This window comes from Weissella kandleri, assembly GCF_045504165.1.
GTDB lineage: Bacteria > Bacillota > Bacilli > Lactobacillales > Lactobacillaceae > Weissella > Weissella kandleri_A.
On the sequence record NZ_JBJJNY010000002.1, the window covers coordinates 139,459 to 160,347 of the forward strand.

Consider the following 20,889-nt stretch of genomic DNA (forward strand, 5'->3'; position numbering starts at 1 on the left):
GATTCAATGGTATAATTAAGGAATTATAGAAAACAGGAGGTTCGACTTAGATGAAGCAATTACGAGCCACGAATTTGGAAAGCATATATGGGGAAAAAATCTTATTGGATCAAATTTCCTTTTTGATTGAAACGGGTGATCGTGTGGGAATCGTTGGAGTTAATGGGACCGGAAAGACAACTTTATTAAATGCTATTGATGGGTGTGTTCCGGCAGATCAAGGTCAGCTTGAGACACCAAATGATTACCGCATTGGTTATTTAACCCAAGATCCAGTCTTAGATGCTGATAAAAAAGTGATGGACGCCATTTTTGCAGGAAGTCAGCCGATTTTTCAATTAATTCGAGAATATGAAGATGCGCTACAAGCTTATTCCGCTAATCCAGCTGATAGTAAGGCTGAAGAGCGTTATACTCGTTTAGAACAACAGATGACGCAATCTGATGCATGGGAAGCGGAAGCAACGATTAAAACTATTTTGACACAATTACATTTACCTGATTTAGGCCTATCGATTTCAGCCTTATCAGGAGGTCAAAAAAAGCGGGTTGGATTAGCGCAAGTTTTGATTCAAGCGCCTGATCTTTTGTTGTTAGATGAGCCGACAAACCATTTGGACTTTGATTCAATCGCCTGGCTGGAGAAGTATTTAGCTAATTACCCAGGGGCTGTGATGACCGTGACTCATGATCGTTACTTCTTAGACCATGTGGCTAATCGAATATTTGAACTTTCCTTTGGACATTTATATGAATATGTTGGAAATTACCAAGATTATGTTAGCGCAAAAGCGGAGCGGGTGGCAGCTGCCCAAGTGGCTGAACATAAAAGCAACCAATTATATAAAAAAGAATTGGCTTGGATGAAAACATCCGCGCGGGCTCGGAGTACGAAACAACATGCACGTGAAACGCGTTTTGCTGAATTAGAAGCCAAACAAGGCACTTTACAATTGGATGGCACAGTTGAGGTGAATTTAGGGCAGCAACGGTTAGGCAAAAAAGTCATTCGTTTAGAAAATGCGAATTTAAAATTTGATAATCGAGTTATTTTAAATGATTTTAATGAATTGATTCAAGCACAGCAACGGATAGGGATTACTGGTGGCAACGGGACTGGTAAATCAACATTGTTAAATATCATTGCGCAACAGCAACCTTTAGATAGTGGGATGTTAGAAATTGGTGAAACTGTTAAGTTGGCGTACTATGCGCAACAAACCGAACCAATTCCTGATGATAAACGGGTTATTGAATATTTATCCGAAGTGGCTCAGACCGTGACGAATGCTGATGGTGAGCGGGTTTCTGTGACAGAGTTGCTTGAGCAATTTTTATTTCCACCATTCATGCATGGCACGTTAATTCGAAAGTTATCCGGTGGTGAGAAACGGCGCCTCTATTTGTTAAAACTATTGATTCAACAGCCGAATGTTTTATTACTAGATGAGCCGACAAATGATTTAGATATTAGTACTTTGACGGTTTTGGAACAGTATTTACAAAATTTCCAGGGGACGATTATTACTGTTTCACATGATCGCTACTTCTTGGATAAGGTGGCAGATCATTTGCTGATTTTTAAAGGCTTTGGCGAGATTGATCGCTATGATGGGAAGTTTACGGACTATCTAGGCCAGGTGGCACAAAATAATAGCTCATCTGTTAGTGCCAATTCTAACCTAACTAAAAATGATAAGCCCGTGGATGATGCGACTACCGTTAAGCAAGCACCAACCAAAAAGAAATTAACTTACATGGAGCAAAAAGAATTTGCTGGGATTGAAGGTGAGATTGCAAAACTCGAAAGCCAACTTGAAACGATTACCAATGCCATGAATAAACAAGGATCAGATTTTGCAAAATTAAGTGAATTGCAAGCTCAATTTGACGCTTGCAATCAAGAATTAAATCAAAAAATGGATCGTTGGGCAGAACTGTCTGAACGGGCTGAGTAAGAGGAGGAGACGACATGGTGAAAAAAGTTTTAATCTGGGCGCAAACTTTGGATGGGACAATTGCTTTAAATGGTCAAATTCCTTGGCATCAGCATGCCGACATGCGTTTTTTTGCCCAAACGACGTATGGTCAGGTGGTAGTCATGGGTCGGCATACTATGGAGTCTATGCATGGCCAGCCGTTGCCCGGACGGACCAATTTAGTATTAACGCATGATACCGGTTTAACCATGCCGGCTGGGTTTCAGCGGATTTTATCAATGGCAGCGGCGGAAGAAATTGCGCAACAAAAACAAAGTGACTTAATGATAATTGGTGGTAAACCTATTTATGAATCATATTTGCCGATCGCGGATCAATTGTTAGTGACATATTTGCAGTCAGACTTGCAAGGGGATGTTAAAATGGAACCAGTTAATTTGGGCCAATGGCAACGAAAGGTTGTCCAAGCGGGCCCCGCCGATGTAGAAAATGATTATGCCTATGAAATAGTTGATTATCGGCGTAATTAATTTCAAAAATGTATGTGACTTTCAAACGGGATAGGCGTAAAATATAGTTAACATAGATAAAAAGAGAGGCAAGGCAAAACAATATGCGTTACGTAACGACATTCTTCTGGACAGGAATCTTAGGAGCTTTGATTGGCTATATTGGTGGGGCTTTGTCAAACGTTTCGGTTAATTACGAGCAAGCCATGGTGGCTGCTTTGGTCGCTGGATCTTTGGGAACGATTTTGACATACTTTATTTCAAAGAATAATGCACCACAAGTGAAGACTAGTGATGAATCTGAAGCAGAAGCTTAACTTAATTTAATAATGGTGAATTACTTTTACTGTTAAGATGTTTAAATTCAACGATTTTAACGAGGTAATTTACAAAAAAGTGCTGAAGCTAGCTAGCCTCGGTGCTTTTTGTTTAGTTGGAATTATAAAAACTTGGTGTTGGGCTGAAGAGGCTGAGAAAGGTGAGACGAATGGTACCATTGAATGTTAGAAGTGCTTATAACTTATTAGAAAGTCCATTAATGGTTTCAAAGTTAGTTTCAGCGGTCAAAGACTTAGGCTATCAAGCAGTTGGACTAGCTGATCAAACGGTCTTGTATGGTATGGCCGACTTGTTTCAAAGTACTCAACAGTTGAATTTAAAGCCAATTTTAGGCTTAACAGCACCCACAGCGGGAATTTTGAATCAGGCTTCACAGTTTGACATGCAATTATATGCGGAAAATAAGCTGGGGTACCAACACCTTTTAAAACTTTCAAGCTTACTAGCAACCGGGCAGATCAATTTAAATTTCAAATTTTTGCAACAACAGGATTTACTTGATGGCTTGATGTTAGTGATTCCACCGCGTAGTGAGTTGAGTCTGAGTCTTCAAAATAGTGCTGACTTGCAGTCGGGTCTGCAGTATTTACAACTTTTATTGGATATCATCCCCGCATCGCAAGTATGGTTAGGGATTGATTTGCAAATGTCTGAGGACTTATTAGCGCAATATCAACAATTGGCGCAAACATATCATTTATCATTGTTAGCATTTGATGAAATTAGTTATTTAAAGCCACAAGATTATTTTTTGCAAAGAGTTTTGGGACATATTAAGGCTGGTACGCCGTTAGCTAATTTAGGAAGTGTACAAAATGAAGGTGGGCCTGATTATTTACGCACGCCAGATTTGTGGGAAACGGCGTATGATGAGCGTGGTATTTTAACTGCGGCCCAAGCGACGGATGCTTTTGCTGCACGTATTGACGTGCAAGTTCCCAAGCGGGGGGTGGAGTTACCCGATATTACTCCTTTAAATTTTGCATCGGCGGCTGAATATTTGGAAAATTTAGCCACGAAAGGGTTACGGACCCGTTTGGCGAATCAAAATCTAGATCAAACAGTCTATCAACAACGTTTAGCGTATGAATTGCAAGTCATTAATGCCCTTGGCTTTGCGCAATATTTTTTGATCGTGCGGGATGTTATCAATTTTGCTCATAATCAGCATATTTTAACTGGTCCGGGGCGCGGTTCGGCAGCGGGTTCCTTAGTAGCGTATAGCTTAATGATTACTGACGTCGATCCAATTGCAGAAGATTTATTGTTTGAGCGCTTTTTAAATCCAGAGCGAGCTCAAATGCCTGATATTGATATTGATATCCCAGATAATCAGCGGGAAACCATTTTAAATTATTTGCATGAAAAATACGGGCATAATCAAATGGCCCAAATCATCACTTTTTCAACCTTGGGGATGAAGCAGAGTTTGCGTGATGTGGCCAGGGTCTTTGGCTTACAACCAAATGCCATTGATACTTTAGCTAAGGCATTGCCTCGTGATACTCAAAATTTAGAAACAGCTTATCAAAGTAATCAAAGGTTTCAAAATGCAGTCTTAGATTTGCCAGTTGATGGTAAGTTATTATTACATACGGCGCAAGCGTTGGCGGGACTACCGCGAAATCAATCGTTGCATGCGGCCGGTGTTGTGTTATCCGCGCAACCGCTAGTTGAGCTGGTTCCGGTACAAATCGGTGATGATGGACGCCTAGTGACGCAGCTGACGAAAAATCCAGTGGAAACCTTTGGCTTGTTAAAGATTGATTTTTTAGCATTGTCCAATTTAAATTTATTGACGATAGCGTTAAACGAAATTCAAAAACATGACAGCTTTACCTTAGCCGATATTGATTTAAATGATGTGCAAACTTTGAAACTATTTCAAGCTGGTCGAACGAATGGCGTGTTTCAATTTGAATCGGGTGGCATGAAAAATTTATTAGTCCAGTTACAACCGGATCGTTTTGAAGACCTAGTTGCCGCCAACGCGTTGTATCGTCCTGGACCTATGGATAATATCCCGACCTTTATCGCTCGAAAACATGGTCAAGAAGCCATCCCGGTGGTTGATCAAAAAATTGATTCGATCTTAGCACCGACTTATGGAGTCATTGTTTATCAAGAACAAGTCATGCGCGTGGCAGAACAATATGCTAACTTTAGTTTAGCTGAAGCGGATTTATTGCGTCGGGCGATTTCGAAAAAAAAGCAGCAGCAGATGGCGGAATTAAAGACAACCTTTATAGAACGCGCCAAAGCTCAAGGTCATGCTTTGAGTGAAGCACAGGCTGTTTATCAGTATATTGAAAAGTTTGGGGCGTATGGTTTTAATCGTTCGCATGCGGTAGCGTACTCAAAGTTAGCCATGCAGTTGGCATATATTAAAGTCCATTATCCGCTCGCTTTTTACAAAGGAATTCTGAATTTAGAGTTAGGTAATCAAACTAAAGTACGGGGGTACGTCGAAGAATTAAGGACCCAGAAATTGCGTCTGTTAGGTCCCAATATTAACCAAAGCTTTGCAGGATATTCAATTTATCAGCAGCAATTACAAATGGGGTTAGCTAGTATTTCAGGGTTACAGCGTGATTTACGGCAAGCAATTTTAGAAGAACGGCAAGCTAATGGAATATTTACCGACTTGGGTGATTTTATCTGGCGTTTAGGGGCTCAATTTAAAAAGGCGGAAAGTTATGAACCTTTGATTGAATCTGGTGCCTTAGATGTGCTCAATTTGAATCGGCGAGTGGTAATGCAAAGTTTGCCGAAATATCTCGAATCACGTCGGTTAGCTGGACAATCCCATCATTTATATGAAGTTTATCAACCGCTCATTCGAACTAGTGAAGATGATCCAGTTAATGAACGTTTGGCTAGGGAATATCAACGTTTGGGGATTTATCTGAGTGGTCATCCTATTGAGGCAGCTATGCAACAGGTACCAAAGGATCAGTATCAGACAATCCAAGAAGCGATTGATCGAGGTGGTAGTTTGGTACGCCTTTTGGTGATGGTCGAAAATATCAAGCAAATTCGTACGAAAAAAGGCGAACAAATGGTCTTTTTAGATGTTATGGATTTGACAGGGAAAATTTCGTTAACGCTTTTCCCTAAACAATATCAGCAACATCAAAATGTTTTAAAAACGCAAGCTTTCTTATTAGTTAATGGTAAGTTGGAAGCACCTAATGAACGCAGTCGCTCCTGGCAAGTGATAGTTAATCAACTGCAGGAAATTCAAGTGAACGCTAGTCAACTTCTTCCACCGGCAACAGGGACTTGGTTCGTTCAGTTTGCTCATTGGCCGTTAGCTGCGGATTATCAAGCGGAATGGCGGCAATTATTACAACCTTATCGAGGCCTCAACCCGGTCGTGATCGTGAGCGAGGATCGCAAGCACAAGTGGAAATTGCCACTCACGGAAGCTTTAAAGGATGACCCCGCGATTGGTGAAATTTTACGCACACAATTACAAGCGCTGCAAGTTAAGTTTGTCGCGGGCGATGGCGATAGGTATTTATAGATTTTTAAAATTAGAAATTTGTAAGGAAGTATGATGATATAGGAATTTTTGATGAGCGTGCTATAATGTAAATTAAATTATAGGTAATTAAGGGCGATTAGGCCGCTTTTTGCGAAAAGCGATAAATCGAGAAATCAGGAAAAAACCACATGACAGAAGCAAAAGTTTATTCACAAGCAGAAGTACATGATATGTACGCGAGTTATTTAAATGCTGAACATGTTGCAGCAGTAGACCGAGCATACGCGTTTGCTGAAAAATTACATCAAGAACAAAAACGAAAATCGGGTGAACCGTATATAATCCATCCGATTCAGGTGGCAGGGATTTTAGCTGATTTAAAAATGGATCCCGATACAATCATTGCGGGTTATTTACATGATGTTGTTGAAGATACGCCGGCTGAGTTGAGTGATGTGGAAGCTGCTTTTGGGACCGATGTGGCCCAAATCGTGGATGGGGTTTCAAAAATTTCAAAAATTGAGTATAAATCAGATTCTGAACGTCTAGCAGAAAATCATCGGAAACTATTGTTAGCGATGTCGCATGATATTCGGGTTATTTTTGTTAAATTAGCAGATCGGTTGCATAATATCCGCACTTTAGGCGCTTTGAATCCGGAAAAACAAAAGCGGATTGCTGGCGAAACATTGGAAATTTATGCACCTTTAGCAGACCGTTTGGGAATCATGACAATTAAGTGGGAGCTAGAAGATACGTCTTTGCGTTACTTGGATTATGATGCATACCATGCGATTGCCCAGGCCATGCAATTACGGCGCGATGAACGGATTGAAATCGTTGAGCAAGCTGTACAAGAAATTAAAACCGCCATTACGGATTTGCATTTAGAAAATGTGAAAGTTTATGGTCGGCCAAAGCATATTTATTCGATTTATCGAAAAATGCAAAAGAAGCATAAAGCCTTTGAAGAAATTTATGATCTCTTAGCCATTCGGGTGATTGTGAATTCTATTGGCGATTGTTACGCTGTTTTGGGAGCGATTCATTCGCATTGGACGCCAATGCCTGGACGATTTAAGGATTATATTGCTTTGCCTAAGGCTAATGGCTATCAATCATTGCACACGTCAGTCATTGGGCCAGAGGGACGACCCTTGGAAGTCCAAATTAGGACTCATGAAATGCATGAAGTGGCTGAATTTGGAGTAGCAGCACACTGGGCTTATAAAGAAGGTAAGTTTGATGGGGTGGACGTGCAAACGTCTGACCAGCGTCAATTGAATATGATTCAAAATATTCTGGAATTGCAAAATGAATCGAAGGATTCCGATGATTTTATGGAAACCGTTAAAAGTGACCTGTTTACTGATCGAGTTTATGCCTTCACGCCACGCGGGGATGTGGTGGAATTGACGCAAGAATCTGGACCTTTGGACATGGCTTATTCGATTCATACGAACGTCGGAAACCATACTACTGGGGCGAAAGTGAATGGTAAGTTAGTACCTTTGGATTATGAAATCAAGACTGGCGATATTGTCGAAATTATCACTAGTCAAAATGCTCAGCCAAATCGTGATTGGTTAAAGCTAGTTAAGACCCGCCGAGCTCGAAACAAAATTCGTCAATACTTCCGGAAGCAAGATTATTCTGAAAATGTGGTGGCTGGACGGCAAGAATTAAGCAATTATTTAATCAGCCAGGGTTATCGTTTGGAAGCCTTGATGGAGCCTAGCAATCTGCAAAAGGCCGTGGATAATTTACATTATCGATCAGCTGATGATTTGCTTGCCGCCATTGGTTACGGTGAGCAATCAGTTCAAGGGGTAGCTAATAAGTTGACCGCTGATTTGAGGATGCGCTTAGAAGAGCAGCGACTAAAAGCAGAAGAAGCGCAAGTCTTTGAGCAGCATGCCACCGTTGAGACTAATTCCGAAGATCGTCATTTAAAAGAAAATCAACGTGATGACACAATCATGATTCAAGGAATTGATTCAATGTTAGTTCGTCTGGGGCGTTGTTGTACGCCTGTTCCGGGGGATGAAATTGTGGGTTATATTACCAAAGGGCGTGGAGTTTCAGTGCATCGTCTTGGTTGTCCGAATTTAGCCAGTGATACTGAATTGCGGCAACGTTTAGTCGATGTAGCGTGGGGACCTAATACTAAAAATAGTAAAAAAGAGTATCGAGCTGATTTAATTATTGGTGGCGAAAGTCGTCCACGATTATTAAATGATATTATTCGAATGGTTGGGAATCATGCACGAACGATGAATTCAATTAATGGGCGAGTTGATGGAAATAATCAAGCTGTAATTTCAATGACCGTCGAAGTGCGCAATTTGACACAATTAGAGCGTGTAATGGACGCAATTAAGAACGTTAAAGATGTTCATTCTGTCAAACGGGCTTATAATTAAAGGGGAAGCGGATTGAAAGTTGTATTACAGCGTGTTCTAAGAGCGCAAGTGACTAGCCAGAAAGAAATTTTAGGGAAAATCCAGCAAGGTTTGGTTCTTTTAGTTGGGGTCGGTGGTCATGATACCGTCGAAGATGTGAATTACTTGGTTCGAAAAATTTTAAATTTAAGAGTTTTTGAAGATGAAGTTGGTAAAATGAATCTTAACATTCAGCAGGTGGCTGGATCGATTTTATCTATTTCACAATTTACTCTTTACGCGGATACTAATAAAGGGAATCGACCTAATTTCATGCAGGCCGCAGAACCGCAAATGGCGAAGGAATTGTATGAAAAATTTAATCAAGGTTTGCGGATGGGAAAGATAGCTGTTGAAACTGGTCGTTTTGGTGCTGATATGCAGGTTGATTTTGTCAATGATGGACCAGTTACTATTCTTCTAGATAGTCAAAATCGTTAAGTATGTGCAATGAAATGTAAAAGATTTGTGAAAATAGTTAAAAAATCTTTGACTATATGACAAATAGCATGATATGTTAATAACACGATTAATAGTTGAATCGAATTGAGAGGGGAAAATCAATGTCAGAGAAATTAATCCAATTACGTGTAGAGGAAAATGTGAAAGATACTGCCGATGAAATTTTTAAGGCGCAAGGTTTAACAACCCAAACGGCCATTAAGATTTTTTTGACACAAGTTGCCAATACTGGTGATTCACCATTTTCTAATTTATTTAAGTCAAATAAAGAGCAGTAATATTTTAATTATGAATAGTTTATGTCGCTAGACGGTTACAAAATTTTGATTTTGTAGCGGTGTAGCGATTTTTTTGTTAGGCATAGCAATTCAAGAAGTGGTTTGTTATAGTAGACTCAGGGTATGTCAATGGTCAAGCCGGTTGCAAAAATTATTCGATTTTAAAATCACCGGAGATTGACATACAAACAATTAATTAAAATAAGATATTGAGAGAATATAAAATGAGTAAAATTGTCGGAGAAATGGTTACGGCACAGGTAACTGATGAAAATGAGCAGGCGTTTTTCGCCCAAATTGATGGACAAACTTACCAAATTGATAAAAGTGAATTGTTAAAGCCATTAAAAATTGGTGGGATGGTGACGGGCTTTGCCTATGAAAATAAAAACAGTCAATTACAAATCACCAAGCAAAAGATTGAAGTGACTAAGGGTCACTATGCATTTGGAACAGTTACGGATGCACGGCGTGATCTGGGTGTCTTTGTCGATGTAGGCTTGCCAAATAAAGATTTAGTTGTTTCGTTAGATGAACTTCCTACGATTCATGAGTTATGGCCTAAGCGCGGTGACCGGTTACTGCTTACGCTAAGGGTTGATGCTAAGCAACGGTTATGGGGTGAACTAGCGCCAGTTGAAGTATTTAATGCAATTCGAATTCCCGCTAAACTTACGATGAAGGGACAAAAACATGTTGTTGGGACGGTTTATCGTTTAAAGATGGTAGGTACGTTAGTGTTGACTGATGATTTCCACGTTGGGTTTATCCATCCTAGTGAGCGGTATCAAGAGCCACGTTTAGGTCAACGGGTTGAGGCGCGCGTAATTGGTGTCCGAGATGATGGGGTCTTAAATCTTTCGCTAAAGCCATTAGCTTATAAGGTGATTAATGGCGATGCTAAGATGATTTTAACTTTATTACAACGGACGAAAACCCATCAATTACCATATAATGATCATTCCGATTCGGCGGCAATTAAGCAGTATTTTGGAATGTCAAAAGGACAATTTAAGCGGGCTGTGGGCCATTTATATAAAGAACGTCTGATTATGCAAAATGATCAGGGAATTGAATTAGTAATATCAGAAGAATCTTCAGATTAAGTTTGTTAATCACACTAAAGGAGATGATTAGATGTTAGTGGCGGTGACTGAAAATCAACCTAAAATTGCGATGGGCTTGATGTCGTATATTGATGATTTTGCAACGTATACGGATGTCCAACGAGAAATCCAATGGTATCACGCAAATCAGCATCGACAATTATTATTATGGAAAGATCCCATGACACGGCATATGACAGCTGTGATTGGGATAGAAGAGATTGGTAAATGTGTTTTAGTGCGTTTAATTGCGTTTGGCTCGGAAATTGTACCATATGAACAGCAATTGGTAGGTGGTGAAATTTACGGGGCCCTTCAAAATTATTACCCCAAAGCATTTATTATGGGAACTATTCGAACCCAAGCCATCTTGCGGCAATGGGAAGCTTATCAAACCAAAAATTTAAATTAAAATAATGCTTTGAGCAAAAGAAAAGAGAAATTTATGGCAGAACGACTACAAAAAATTATGGCGCAGGCAGGAGTGGCATCAAGGCGGGCTTCTGAGAAATTGATTGAAGCAGGTCGTGTGAAAGTTAATGGTGTTGTCGTCAAGACTCTAGGGACCAAAGTAGAGCCACATGATCATATTGAGGTTGACGGAAGCCCGCTGGAAGGCTCACAAAAGCACGTCTATTATTTATTGAATAAGCCAAGAGGTGTTGTGACAACCGTTTCAGATGATAAAAACCGGGCAACTGTTTTGGATGTGTTATCTGATGTGGACGAGCGTGTTTATCCCGTGGGTCGTTTAGATTATGATACGACAGGAGCTTTATTATTGACCAATGATGGAGAATTAGCGAATCAGTTAATGCATCCACGCTATCGGATTGATAAAGTATACGTAGCGAAGGTCAAGGGGATTCCGACCAATGATGAATTAAAAGCATTACGTCTGGGTGTGGTCATCGATGGCAAAAAAACAGCTGAAGCGCGAGCCGAAATTTTGCGAACAGATACACAGAAAAACACGGCTACCTTGGAGTTGACCATTCATGAAGGTCGGAACCATCAAGTTAAAAATATGCTTAAAAAGGTTGGACATCCAGTTTTGAAATTGCACCGAGAGCGTTACGGGATGCTTGAAGTACATGATTTGGTTTCTGGGGAATACCGTACTTTAACGCATAATGAAGTTCAACAATTGAAACGCGGGAAACAGGTTCGGAAAAGCTCAGGCCGGTTATGATAACTAAAAGCATGTTGGGATTGAATTAAATTAACATAAATTTGATGATAAGAGTTAGTTTTGTTTAAAAGGAGACCGGGTGTGGACGCACAGTGGCTTTTGACGTTATATGATGTAAATCAAATTCGACGACAACGGGTTATATATGGCCTTTTAAAAAATCAGTTGACCGTCTCGACAGCTTATAATGGGATGCTGTATCATCAGTTGATTTTGATTGGACAAAGGCCGTGGCTTACCAAGCAAGAGTATGATCAAACCTTACAACAACTCATACAAGCACAGTGGTTGACTGAAGTAGCTAAAGGGCAGATGAAAGTCACCGCATTAGGCTTAAAACAACAAATGGCATATTGGCAAAATCACTATCAGGTGCAACATGCGTTGATGTTTGAGCGGTATGACGTTAGTGGCTTTCGGGACGCTTTTTTATTAGCGAATCAAGTGATTTCGGAGACTTCATTTGAAAGTAAAAGTTATTATCCCTTGCCGGCGGATGCCATGACTAAAAATTGGGTTAAAAAATGGTATCATACAAATAAATATAGCGATATCGTTTTTCAGTGGGTCCAGCAATTGAGGACTTATTTGGATACCTTACCCAAACAAGATGCGGATTGGTTGACGAGTACTTGGATTGGGCATGAAGTTCCGGGGATGACTCATCAGCAATTAGCTGGTCCTGCTAGTTGGAATGAGGAAGATTATTACTGGTGGGAATTAGACCAATATGCTCAGTTGATTGAATGGGCATTAACGAATCCCCATTCCTTAATTGGTAAGTTATTTGTGCCGTATCGACGTCGGACGATGAGTGTTTCTAATTTATTAACATACCAAGCTTTTGAGCAGGGAATGTCAGTCAATGCGATTCAAAAGCAACGGCGATTAAAAATTAGTACCATTCGCGAACATTTAATGTTAAGTGCAATGTTAGTGCCTCTGGATCAATTTTCATATGATCGCATTTTAAATGCTGATGTAGTCGCCTATTTTCAAACACGCTTAACTCAGCCCTTGACGCAATGGTCTTTTAACCAAGTTAAAAGGCAAGGGACAGCAGAAGAATTTTTTTATTTTCGTTTGTATGCGATTCAACAATTTAAAAAAGTGGAACAAAGTGAGGGTCAAGTTAATGAATGAGGATGATTTATTAGCGATGATGCAACAGCATTTCGGTTTTAACCAGTTTCGAACAGGCCAAGCTGAAATTTTACAAGCACTGATGCAAGGGCACTCGACCGTCGCGTTGTTACCAACTGGAGGCGGTAAAAGTTTAATTTACCAGATGATGGGAGTTTTGCGTCCAGGCTTAATCGTTATCGTGACGCCTTTATTATCTTTGATGCAAGATCAAGTTGCGCGCTTGAACTATCTAGGTGAAAAACGTGTTGTAGCTTTGAATTCCATGCTGAGTTCAACGGAACGAGCGCAGGTTTTACAAGCTTTACCGCAGTACCATTTTTTATTCATTTCTCCTGAAATGCTAGGTAATCCGGATGTTTTGCAACGCCTAAGACAATGTCAGCTAAATTTGTTGGTAGTCGATGAAGCACACACCGTTTTGAGTTGGGGCTTGGATTTTCGTCCTGATTATTTAAAATTGCCAGAAATTGTAGCACAGTTAGGACAGCCACAATTGTTATTGTTAACGGCGACCGCGACTTCACAAATGTTAACAGCGATGATGCAAATTTTTAAGCTTCCAGCTAATCAAACATATCTTTATCGGAGTTCTGTGGACCGCCCTAATATTTATTTACATACGGAAAATGTATCGGATGAAGATACCAAGCGTAAACGTTTAAAGACTTTGGTACAAACCATAATTGGACCAGGCATTATTTATTTTTCATCGCGGCGTTTAGCTTCCCAAATGGCCTTGTGGTTACAGCAAGTTACTGGATTACGAGTAGTTGCATATCATGCAGGTTTAGACCCTCGGGACCGTTATCGCATTCAGCGACAATTTATGCTTGATCAAATCGATGTGATTACGGCTACCTCAGCCTTTGGGATGGGGCTTGATAAAGCGGATATCCGTTATGTCATTCATTATCAAATGTCTGCCGATATTGAGAATTATTTACAAGAGTTTGGTCGTGCGGGACGAGATGGTAAAACGGCGATTGCGATTTTATTGTATAGTTTAGGTGATGAGCAGCTACAGCGAAGTATGATTGATTTAGACTTACCAGATGCCAGTGAGGTGCGCAATTTAAGCCAAACCTCCCAGCAATTACCGGGGATGTCGGAATCAGCTTACCAGTTAGTGCAGTATTATACACAAAAAAATCTGTCGATTGACGATATTAATGCAAAGTTTGCATTACGGCGTAAGCAACGGAATCAGGCGTTAAATGCTTTGTTGGAATACAGTCAACTAACTTCCGGGTTACGCGCTTATTTATTACGTTATTTTGCGGATGATAGTAAAATTGATGCTACTTTTGAAAGTGCGCAGGACGATGTGGATTTAGAACGATTAAATTTAAAACGTGAACAAACAATGGCCATAAATGATCCAAGTTCAATAGATTGGCAACAAAAAATAGAGCAACTGTTTAATATAAGGTAAAGACCGCTTTAAAATGCTTTATTTTTATAGGTAAAATATGGTAACGTAAGAGCATTAAAACTGGTATGGAGGGTTCCCCTTATGGACAAGCAAAAGCAAGAGAAACCATGGGAAGCATCCTTTGAAGAAACGGATGCAGTAAAAAAATATTCACGAACCGAAAATCGACGCAAGTCACAACGGGTCAGTTTGGTAGTGGGAATATTAGTGACATGTGTTTTGGTGTTGTCCTTTGTTCCGGTGTACAACTATCTTAAAGAGTTAAATCAACCCAATCAAAATGCACAAACGGCAATTTCATCATTAACCAATAATCAAACGAAGACATCAACTTCCAAGGTTGATGGCAAGAGTAAGTCGGAGAAGCAGGCGGAAGCTAAGGCGGAAAAGAAACGCAAAGCCGCTGAAGAAAAAGCCGCTTCTGAAAAAGCGGCTTCAGAAGCAGCAGCTAAGTCTTCGCAAGACGAAGCTGATAGTAAGACGGTCTTAGAATTGCCTGCTGATCGACCAACTTTGTTTGGTTTTGCCGCAGCGCATAACATTTCAGTTGAGCAATTATATAATTTGAATCCAGGCCTGACCGCAAGTAACTATACCCAGTGGGTTGGTAAAGAAGTTAAAATTAAATAATAAATTTAAGGTATGGAACAAGAATGATTTTTTGCAACAAACATTCAGTTCATACCTTTTCTTAAAAGTAAAGAAGGATGTATGTCTAATAACGAAAATAAGATTATGATTCAACCAATTGAATCAAATATGCAGGAAACAGTTGCCACTTTGTTGCATGCAGCCTTTAGTAAAACTAAACACGGTTATGATGGCGAAGCAGAATTAGTTGATGCATTACGAAAGAGTACAGGGCAAAAGGTCGAATTGGTTGCCTTAGATATTGAGCGTACAGTGGTTGGTGAAGCCTTTTTGACGCAATCACAAGTGGCAGATCAAGTTGGTTACGTCTTAGCCCCACTGGCGGTGACGCCAACGCTGCAAAAGCAGGGGATTGGTGGCTGTCTGATTGAACAGGCTGAAGTTTGGACCATTCAAAATGATGGGGCTTATATTAGTATTTTAGGTGATCCAAATTATTATGGCCGTTTCGGTTATGAACAGGCGAGCCAGTTTGGCGTTTTGGCACCTGCTGAAATTCCAGATGAATATTTCCTCATGAAAAAATTGAACGGAGATATTCAATTAGAAGGAACATTGAAATATGCGCCAGAATTTGGTATTAATTAAAGCAGGTTAAAAATTGATAGGTACAGGTGGAATTAAAATATGGTAGCAATGCAAATTGCAATTGATGGACCCGCTTCAGCTGGTAAGTCAACAATTGCAAAAATTTTAGCAAATCAATTAGGCTATGTCTATGTTGATACAGGTGCAATGTATCGAGTGGTGACGTTGGCTGCCTTGCAGGCACAAATTGATGTCAATGATGAAGCCGCAGTGACGCAACTTTTGCCAACAATTCAGATTACATTTGCACCGGGTGAACCTGTACAAAAGGTTTATTACAATGGACAAGATGTGACGGAAGCGATTCGTAGCGCTACGGTGACGGCAAATGTTTCTGCAGTGTCTTCTTATGCGTCAGTACGCACGGCTATGACAGATTTGCAGCGGTCGATTGCGCAAGATGTAGGAGTAGTTATGGATGGTCGTGACATTGGAACGACGGTCTTACCACAAGCACAGGTAAAAATTTTTCTGGTTGCTTCCGTTCACGAACGGGCTTTACGCCGTTTTAAAGAAAATCAAGCTAAAGGGCGTAATGAAACTTTGGCGGAAATCGAGCATGGGGTTCAAAGTAGGGATGAATTAGATTCTAATCGGGCTATTAGTCCCTTGCGTAAGGCAGATGATGCCGTTGAAGTAGACACAACGGGGATGACAATTGATGCCGTGGTGCAAAAAATTCAAGACATTATCACAAATATCACATAATGCAACTGATTTATGTAAAAATATTAAAAAAACGCTGGCAATTATTAAGTACTTAGCTTATAATATAGTGTATTATCACATTTGTGTGACCAGGAGGAATTATTGTAATGAACGAAGAAAACAACGAGCTATTGGCTGCGCTAGATGCACAACCCGATGTAAAGGTTGGGGATGTAGTAACTGGTGAAGTTTTGGCAATTGATGACGCACGCCAAGTTGTAGTTGGTATTGATGGAGCTGGGGTTGAAGGTGTAATCCCTGCCCGCGAATTGACTTCAGATCGCGATGCTGATGTAAATGACTTGGTAAAAGTTGGTGATCAAATTGAAGCAGTAGTTAAAATGCCTATTACTTCAGAAAAAGAAGGATATTCATGGATCCTTTCAAAGCGCCAATTGGAAGCTCGTCGTGCTTGGGAAGAAATTGCAAACAAGTATCATGAAGGTGATATCGTTGAAGCTCCTGTTACGCAAGTCGTTAAGGGTGGATTGGTTGTAGATGTTGCCGGTGTTCGTGGATTTATCCCAGCGTCAATGATTGAAAACCGTTTCGTGCAAGATTTGAACCAATACAAGGGTGAGACTGTTAAGGCGGAAATTATTGAAATTAACGCTGCAGAATCACGTTTGATCTTGTCACGTAAGGCTGTTTTGAATGCAGAGCGTTCAGAAGCTTTGAAGCGTATCTTTGACGAATTGTCAGTTGGTGACGTTGTTGAAGGTAAGGTTGCTCGGATGACCAACTTTGGAGCTTTCATTGACCTTGGTGGGGTTGATGGATTGGTTCACGTTTCTGAAATTTCATACGAACGTGTTTCACAACCTTCTGATGTTTTGTCAGTTGGTGAAACCGTTAAGGTGAAGGTTTTGGGATTGGATCCTGAAAAGGAACGTATCTCATTGTCAATCAAGGCAACACAACCAGGACCTTGGGAATCTGCTGCTGAAAATGCTCCAGAAGGAACTGTTCTTGAAGGAACTGTTAAGCGCGTAGTTGACTTTGGTGCTTTTGTGGAAGTATTCCCTGGTGTTGAAGGATTGGTTCACGTTTCACAAATTTCACATGAACATGTTGACAATCCTGCTGATGTTTTGAAGGCTGGTGACAAGGTTCAAGTGAAGGTTTTGGATGTTAACCCAGATCGTCAGCGTTTGTCATTGTCAATTAAGGCTTTGACTGAAGCACCTGCACGTGAGAACAATGATAATGGTGATCATGAACGTCGTAGCAATGCTAACAGCAACAACCGTCGTAACAACAACGGTGGACGTAAGAATAATCGTCGTGACTCAGCACCTATGAATTATTCAACTTCTGAAGAAGAAGGAAATGCTACTTTGGGTGATTTGTTCAACTTGAAGGATTTTGATTAAACTCTAAATCAGCTTTGCTGAAAAAGGTCGGGCGTTTGCTCCGACCTTTTTCTTTTGTATCTAAGCAATACAACATCGTTCTAAAGCCTGAGACGTTTAAAGACCAAGGGCATTCTAGGTTGCGTTATCGTTGTGTGTTATAATAACAACAATAAATTAAGATGCTATTGCAGCAGAAAAGAGGTAAGGATGGCTTATCCAGTCGTAGCAATTGTGGGAAGACCCAACGTTGGGAAGTCCACGATTTTTAATCGTATTGCCGGCGATCGAATTTCGATTGTTGAAGATACGCCAGGAGTAACACGTGATCGAATTTATACACGTGCAGAATGGCTTACACATGAATTCCGTTTGATTGATACCGGCGGAATTGAAATGAGTAATGAACCATTTATGAGCGAAATTAAGCAACAAGCTGAAATTGCGATGGATGAAGCGGATGTGATCGTTTTCATGGTTTCCGGTCATGAAGGCTTGACAGACGCTGATGAACAAGTAGCGAAATTATTATACAAAACGAAAAAGCCAGTTGTTTTGGCCGTGAATAAAGTTGATAATTTCGAAATGCGCAATGATATTTTTGATTTTTACGCCTTAGGATTGGGAGAACCATACCCAATTTCTGGATCACACGGAACGGGGTTGGGAGATTTGATGGATGCGGTTGTCGCTAATTTCCCAGTTGATGAGGGCGTGCCTGATGACGATACAATTCGTTTTTCATTTATTGGACGGCCGAATGTGGGGAAGTCATCCCTAGTTAATGCTTTGTTAGGCGAAGACCGGGTAATTGTTTCAGATATCGCTGGAACAACACGTGATGCTGTCGATACAAAGTTTGTGACTGATGAAGGTGATGAGTTCACAATGGTCGATACGGCTGGAATTCGAAAACGTGGTAAGGTGTATGAAAATACCGAAAAGTATTCAGTAATGCGCGCTATGCGTGCGATTGATGATTCGAATGTAGTTTTGATGGTTTTGAATGCCGAAGAGGGAATTCGTGAGCAAGATAAGCACGTCGCTGGTTATGCTCATGAGGCTGGTCGCGCAGTGATTATTGTGGTCAATAAATGGGATACTTTAGAAAAAGATAACCATACTATGAAGGAATTTGAGGATTTAATCCGGACTGAATTCCAATATTTGGCCTATGCACCGATTATTTTTGTGTCAGCTAAGACCAAGCAACGGTTAAATAATTTACCAGCTTTAATTAAAAAGGTGAACGAAAACCATCAACGGCGCATTCAATCGGCAACGTTGAACGAAGTGATTATGGACGCATTAGCTTTGAATCCGGCCCCTAATCGGAATGGAAAACGACTTCGGGTTTATTATGCAACGCAAGTTTCAATTCAACCACCCACTTTTGTGGTCTTTGTGAATGACCCTGAATTGATGCATTTTTCATATGAACGTTTCTTAGAGAACCAAATTCGTAAGGCGTTTGACTTTGAAGGAACACCAGTGCACATTATTAAGCGCGCCCGGACTTAAGCGGAAAAAGTGGTCAAAAAGAAGTTTTGGGGTTTGTTTTAGCCTTATTTTATTAAAAAAGTGTTATAAAAGGCGTTCTATTGCGCTTTCTTTCATAAAAATGCTTGTTATTGATGCTAAATTATGATAAATTTAATAGCGACATAAGGTTAATTACTTTATGAAAAAACATTGATTTTAAAAATCAGGAGGATAGTCTCATGGCTAACAAGCAAGACTTAATCAATAAGGTAGCAGAAGCTGGTTTCTCAAAGAAAGATGCAACTACTGCTGTTGATGCTACTTTCGCTGCAATTCAAGAAGAATTGAGTGCAGGTGAGAAGGTTCAATTGATCGGATTTGGAACTTTCGAAGTACGGACGCGTGCCGCTCGTAAGGGTCGCAACCCACGTACAAACGATGAAATTGATATTCCAGCATCAAAGGTACCAGCCTTCAAGCCTGGTAAGGGATTGAAAGACGCTGTTAAGTAAGCTTCTTCCTCTCAAAAAATTTAGCTCTACCTAAGTTTTTAGGTAGAGCTTTTTTTGGATAAATTTGCTTTATTTTATCCAAATGGGTTAGAAAACGAAAAAAATTAAAACGATTTAATGAATCGGTTTAAAAGGCCCAAACCATTGCGGACGAACGAGTTTCACTGACGGGGTCAGAAATATACATGTAAATTATTTACATAAATCCAAAATTCATTGTAAAAAAGATAACGCTTACATATAAAATATGCTAAAATCGTATTTGTAATATTAATAAAGGGACGAAAGGAAAATAAAAAAACATATGTCAATATTGATAGCGTTAATCCCAGCTTTAGCTTGGGGATCAGTTGGAGTTGTTACAACTAAAATGGGAGGGTCTGCTGGACAACAATCATTAGGAATGACCTTTGGGGCTCTGATTTTTGGTTTGGTTACAATGTTGTTCTACGTAGTGCCAAATGCTGGTGTTGATTTCGCCTTTAATTCTCGCATCTGGGTCGTCGGAATTGTCTCTGGGCTAGTATGGGCGATTGGAACGGCCGGTCAATTTATTGGCTTTAAGAAAATGGGGGTTTCAGTGGGTAACCCCATTTCAACCGGGGGTCAAATCATTGGGAACGCTTTGATGGCCGCTGCGGTGCTTGGCGAGTGGACAACTGGTAAAATGTGGTTGTTTGGCTCAATCGCTATTTTAGGCGTAGTGTTTGGTGCGATTTTAACCTCACTACCTGACCCCAATGCACCAAAAGAAGTCAATGTTAATCGTGACTTTAAGGGTGGCTTGTTGGCCATGTTGATTTCAACATTAGGCTACATGATGTACTTTGTTTTGCCAAATCTTTTGTATAAGACCGGTTATATTTCAGATGCTTTGCATGGAGCACCCGATGGATCAGGATTGTATTACATGACGGCAGTGGTGGGACCACAATCAATTGGACAAATCATTGGAACTTTCTTGATTGTCATCTTCTTTATGAAAGAACAAGCCACAATGTTTGAGCGAGCAACTTGGCGGAATATTATTACTGGATTAGTTTGGGCCTTAGGAAATGTCTTCATGTTTATTTCAGCTGCTAACCCCGCCGTTGGTCAAGCGACGGCCACGACTTTGTCACAAATGGGAGTTGTCGTTGGCGTTTTCGGTGGAATCTTTATCTTAGGCGAGAAAAAGTCCAAGCGTCAAATGATCTACGCAATTATTGGGTCAATCTTAGTGGTCTTAGGTGGTGTCGTAATGGCGAACCTCGGAGCGTTATAA

Annotated in this window: 19 protein-coding genes; all 19 read left to right on the forward strand. The window is 40.3% G+C overall.

Features of this window, described 5'->3' with window-relative positions; all coding sequences use genetic code 11:
* Nucleotides 1-50 precede the first annotated feature (50 nt).
* Nucleotides 51-1,958 carry an ABC-F family ATP-binding cassette domain-containing protein gene (locus tag ACJQWY_RS01900; protein WP_407076069.1) on the forward strand — a complete coding sequence of 636 codons (1,908 nt, stop codon included), beginning with the start codon at nt 51-53 and terminating at the stop codon, nt 1,956-1,958.
* Between the two features lie 14 nt (nt 1,959-1,972).
* Nucleotides 1,973-2,470, forward strand: a complete 498-nt coding sequence (locus ACJQWY_RS01905; RefSeq protein ID WP_407076070.1) for a dihydrofolate reductase — start codon at nt 1,973-1,975, stop codon at nt 2,468-2,470.
* An 83-nt stretch (nt 2,471-2,553) separates the two neighbouring features.
* The gene (locus ACJQWY_RS01910; RefSeq protein WP_407076071.1) at nt 2,554-2,766 is read left to right on the forward strand and encodes a YjzD family protein; all 213 of its coding nucleotides are present in this window, start codon (nt 2,554-2,556) and stop codon (nt 2,764-2,766) included.
* Nucleotides 2,767-2,936: 170 nt separating this feature from the next.
* The gene (locus ACJQWY_RS01915) at nt 2,937-6,314 is read left to right on the forward strand and encodes a DNA polymerase III subunit alpha (RefSeq protein WP_407076113.1); all 3,378 of its coding nucleotides are present in this window, start codon (nt 2,937-2,939) and stop codon (nt 6,312-6,314) included.
* A gap of 149 nt (nt 6,315-6,463) precedes the next feature.
* The gene (locus ACJQWY_RS01920) at nt 6,464-8,698 is read left to right on the forward strand and encodes a RelA/SpoT family protein (protein ID WP_407076072.1); all 2,235 of its coding nucleotides are present in this window, start codon (nt 6,464-6,466) and stop codon (nt 8,696-8,698) included.
* A 12-nt stretch (nt 8,699-8,710) separates the two neighbouring features.
* Entirely contained in the window at nt 8,711-9,157 is a 447-nt protein-coding gene (gene dtd, locus ACJQWY_RS01925; RefSeq protein WP_407076073.1) for a D-aminoacyl-tRNA deacylase, read from the forward strand.
* 122 nt (nt 9,158-9,279) lie between these two features.
* Nucleotides 9,280-9,456, forward strand: coding sequence for a type II toxin-antitoxin system RelB/DinJ family antitoxin (locus ACJQWY_RS01930; RefSeq protein WP_057753730.1), 177 nt, complete (start codon nt 9,280-9,282; stop codon nt 9,454-9,456).
* A gap of 224 nt (nt 9,457-9,680) precedes the next feature.
* Nucleotides 9,681-10,562 (forward strand): CvfB family protein, encoded by an 882-nt coding sequence (locus tag ACJQWY_RS01935; RefSeq protein ID WP_407076074.1) that lies wholly within the window; start codon nt 9,681-9,683, stop codon nt 10,560-10,562.
* 31 nt (nt 10,563-10,593) lie between these two features.
* The gene (locus ACJQWY_RS01940) at nt 10,594-10,974 is read left to right on the forward strand and encodes a hypothetical protein (RefSeq protein WP_407076075.1); all 381 of its coding nucleotides are present in this window, start codon (nt 10,594-10,596) and stop codon (nt 10,972-10,974) included.
* Between the two features lie 33 nt (nt 10,975-11,007).
* Nucleotides 11,008-11,754, forward strand: a complete 747-nt coding sequence (locus tag ACJQWY_RS01945) for a pseudouridine synthase (RefSeq protein ID WP_407076076.1) — start codon at nt 11,008-11,010, stop codon at nt 11,752-11,754.
* Between the two features lie 81 nt (nt 11,755-11,835).
* Entirely contained in the window at nt 11,836-12,897 is a 1,062-nt protein-coding gene (locus tag ACJQWY_RS01950) for a helix-turn-helix domain-containing protein (protein ID WP_407076077.1), read from the forward strand.
* Nucleotides 12,890-14,332 (forward strand): RecQ family ATP-dependent DNA helicase, encoded by a 1,443-nt coding sequence (locus ACJQWY_RS01955; protein WP_407076078.1) that lies wholly within the window; start codon nt 12,890-12,892, stop codon nt 14,330-14,332. The genes ACJQWY_RS01950 and ACJQWY_RS01955 overlap by 8 nt, the downstream gene beginning before the upstream one ends.
* Before the next feature lie 81 nt (nt 14,333-14,413).
* A complete protein-coding gene (locus tag ACJQWY_RS01960; protein ID WP_407076079.1) occupies nt 14,414-14,962 on the forward strand; it encodes a hypothetical protein in 549 nt (182 codons plus the stop codon).
* An 81-nt stretch (nt 14,963-15,043) separates the two neighbouring features.
* Nucleotides 15,044-15,571 carry a GNAT family N-acetyltransferase gene (locus ACJQWY_RS01965; RefSeq protein ID WP_407076080.1) on the forward strand — a complete coding sequence of 176 codons (528 nt, stop codon included), beginning with the start codon at nt 15,044-15,046 and terminating at the stop codon, nt 15,569-15,571.
* Nucleotides 15,572-15,619: 48 nt separating this feature from the next.
* A complete protein-coding gene (cmk, locus tag ACJQWY_RS01970; RefSeq protein WP_407076114.1) occupies nt 15,620-16,279 on the forward strand; it encodes a (d)CMP kinase in 660 nt (219 codons plus the stop codon).
* Between the two features lie 107 nt (nt 16,280-16,386).
* Nucleotides 16,387-17,652, forward strand: a complete 1,266-nt coding sequence (gene rpsA, locus ACJQWY_RS01975; protein WP_407076081.1) for a 30S ribosomal protein S1 — start codon at nt 16,387-16,389, stop codon at nt 17,650-17,652.
* A gap of 189 nt (nt 17,653-17,841) precedes the next feature.
* Nucleotides 17,842-19,152 (forward strand): ribosome biogenesis GTPase Der, encoded by a 1,311-nt coding sequence (der, locus tag ACJQWY_RS01980; RefSeq protein WP_407076082.1) that lies wholly within the window; start codon nt 17,842-17,844, stop codon nt 19,150-19,152.
* A 200-nt stretch (nt 19,153-19,352) separates the two neighbouring features.
* The gene (locus tag ACJQWY_RS01985; RefSeq protein WP_057753762.1) at nt 19,353-19,625 is read left to right on the forward strand and encodes an HU family DNA-binding protein; all 273 of its coding nucleotides are present in this window, start codon (nt 19,353-19,355) and stop codon (nt 19,623-19,625) included.
* Nucleotides 19,626-19,929: 304 nt separating this feature from the next.
* Nucleotides 19,930-20,889: a GRP family sugar transporter gene (locus tag ACJQWY_RS01990; protein ID WP_407076083.1), complete on the forward strand. Its 960-nt coding sequence runs from the start codon at nt 19,930-19,932 to the stop codon at nt 20,887-20,889.

What these genes read in the sequence shown, in the direction of transcription:
- ACJQWY_RS01900 (WP_407076069.1), top strand. Translation starts at nt 51, where the DNA reads ATGAAGCAATTACGAGCCACGAATTTGGAAAGCATATATGGGGAAAAA.
- ACJQWY_RS01945 (WP_407076076.1), top strand. Translation starts at nt 11,008, where the DNA reads ATGGCAGAACGACTACAAAAAATTATGGCGCAGGCAGGAGTGGCATCA.
- ACJQWY_RS01935 (WP_407076074.1), top strand. Translation starts at nt 9,681, where the DNA reads ATGAGTAAAATTGTCGGAGAAATGGTTACGGCACAGGTAACTGATGAA.
- ACJQWY_RS01940 (WP_407076075.1), top strand. Translation starts at nt 10,594, where the DNA reads ATGTTAGTGGCGGTGACTGAAAATCAACCTAAAATTGCGATGGGCTTG.
- ACJQWY_RS01960 (WP_407076079.1), top strand. Translation starts at nt 14,414, where the DNA reads ATGGACAAGCAAAAGCAAGAGAAACCATGGGAAGCATCCTTTGAAGAA.
- ACJQWY_RS01965 (WP_407076080.1), top strand. Translation starts at nt 15,044, where the DNA reads ATGTCTAATAACGAAAATAAGATTATGATTCAACCAATTGAATCAAAT.
- rpsA (WP_407076081.1), top strand. Translation starts at nt 16,387, where the DNA reads ATGAACGAAGAAAACAACGAGCTATTGGCTGCGCTAGATGCACAACCC.
- ACJQWY_RS01930 (WP_057753730.1), top strand. Translation starts at nt 9,280, where the DNA reads ATGTCAGAGAAATTAATCCAATTACGTGTAGAGGAAAATGTGAAAGAT.
- ACJQWY_RS01910 (WP_407076071.1), top strand. Translation starts at nt 2,554, where the DNA reads ATGCGTTACGTAACGACATTCTTCTGGACAGGAATCTTAGGAGCTTTG.
- ACJQWY_RS01985 (WP_057753762.1), top strand. Translation starts at nt 19,353, where the DNA reads ATGGCTAACAAGCAAGACTTAATCAATAAGGTAGCAGAAGCTGGTTTC.
- ACJQWY_RS01915 (WP_407076113.1), top strand. Translation starts at nt 2,937, where the DNA reads ATGGTACCATTGAATGTTAGAAGTGCTTATAACTTATTAGAAAGTCCA.
- der (WP_407076082.1), top strand. Translation starts at nt 17,842, where the DNA reads ATGGCTTATCCAGTCGTAGCAATTGTGGGAAGACCCAACGTTGGGAAG.
- ACJQWY_RS01905 (WP_407076070.1), top strand. Translation starts at nt 1,973, where the DNA reads ATGGTGAAAAAAGTTTTAATCTGGGCGCAAACTTTGGATGGGACAATT.
- ACJQWY_RS01955 (WP_407076078.1), top strand. Translation starts at nt 12,890, where the DNA reads ATGAATGAGGATGATTTATTAGCGATGATGCAACAGCATTTCGGTTTT.
- cmk (WP_407076114.1), top strand. Translation starts at nt 15,620, where the DNA reads ATGCAAATTGCAATTGATGGACCCGCTTCAGCTGGTAAGTCAACAATT.
- ACJQWY_RS01920 (WP_407076072.1), top strand. Translation starts at nt 6,464, where the DNA reads ATGACAGAAGCAAAAGTTTATTCACAAGCAGAAGTACATGATATGTAC.
- ACJQWY_RS01990 (WP_407076083.1), top strand. Translation starts at nt 19,930, where the DNA reads ATGTCAATATTGATAGCGTTAATCCCAGCTTTAGCTTGGGGATCAGTT.